Source organism: Labrys sp. WJW, assembly GCF_001676615.1.
In the GTDB taxonomy this organism is placed as follows: domain Bacteria; phylum Pseudomonadota; class Alphaproteobacteria; order Rhizobiales; family Labraceae; genus Labrys; species Labrys sedimenti.
The window spans coordinates 1-1,064 of the sequence record NZ_LYXZ01000119.1; the positions used below are offsets into that span (position 1 = coordinate 1).

Annotated in this window: 1 protein-coding gene; it reads right to left on the reverse strand. The window is 61.6% G+C overall.

The features are described from left to right. Nucleotides 1-27: 27 nt before the first annotated feature. Nucleotides 28-960: an IS110 family transposase gene (locus BA190_RS34880; RefSeq protein WP_068299806.1), complete on the reverse strand. Its 933-nt coding sequence runs from the start codon at nt 958-960 to the stop codon at nt 28-30. Between the last annotated feature and the right edge of the window lie 104 nt (nt 961-1,064).

Genomic DNA, 1,064 nt, shown 5'->3' on the forward strand with positions numbered 1-1,064 from the left:
TTACGGGGAGAGCGACTGTCTTGGATGTCAAGCGGTTTGCCATGGTTGTTGATCGCGAATGATTGCATTGAGGATTGTGAGTAGCTTGCGCATGGTGGCGATGAGGGCGACGATTTTGGGCTTGCCGGCAGCCACGAGGCGGTCGCGGAAAGCTTTGAGGGTGGGGTTGTGCCGACTGGCGACGAGAGCCGCCATGAACAAGGCAGATCGCACCCCGCTTCGTCCCCCGCCAATAAAGCTCTTGCCGCGCCACTTGCCCGATTGTCGGGTGAAGGGAGCCAGACCAGCGAGCGAAGCGATCTGGCGGCGGTCGAGGCTTCCCAACTCCGGCAGTTCGCCCAGCAAGGTTCTTGCCACCGCCGGTCCCACACCGGGCATGGAAGTGAGCAAATCCTGCTTGACCAGCCACAGGGGCGACTTGCGGATATGGCCGTCCATATCCTGGTCGAGGCTCTCCAACTCACGCCGCAGTGCGGCCAGGAGCCGACGAATGCTCTTGGCCAGTTGCTGGCCACTCGCCGTGCGAGCCCGATGCTCCTCGGCCACGATCATGGCAATGATCTGGCGCCGTCTGGCAACCAGATCGGCCAGGAGCCGGGTTTCAGCATCGGGCAACGCGCGTAGTTCAGGTCGAACCGCCGCCACAAAAGCGGCGATCACCGCTGCATCAATCGGGTCGGTTTTGGCCCGTTTGCCCAACGCATTGGCAAAGGAGCGCACTTGGGCAGGATTGAGAACCACCACCGCCAGGCCGACCGTCGACAACTCGGCTACCGCCACCGTCTCAAACCCGCCCGTTGCCTCCAGCCCTACGCGCTCGGGCGAAAGCTCACTCAGACGCTTGGCCAATGGCTCGAGCGCGCTCGAGCTATTGGCGACCCGAAAACTCTCTCCTGAGGGGAGGATATGGACGTCAAGCCAATCCTTCGATACGTCGATCCCCACAAAATACTTATCCATCTCATCCCTTCCTTGCCTAATCGGGCTTGTTCGGCGGCCCTGGCGACTGTTCGGGGTCGATGGAAAGACGGACTTAGACCCTTGCTCTCCCACGGGCTTTGCCT

Excerpts from the sequence above, each read along its gene's own strand:
- BA190_RS34880 (WP_068299806.1), bottom strand. The coding sequence starts at position 960 with ATGGATAAGTATTTTGTGGGGATCGACGTATCGAAGGATTGGCTTGAC.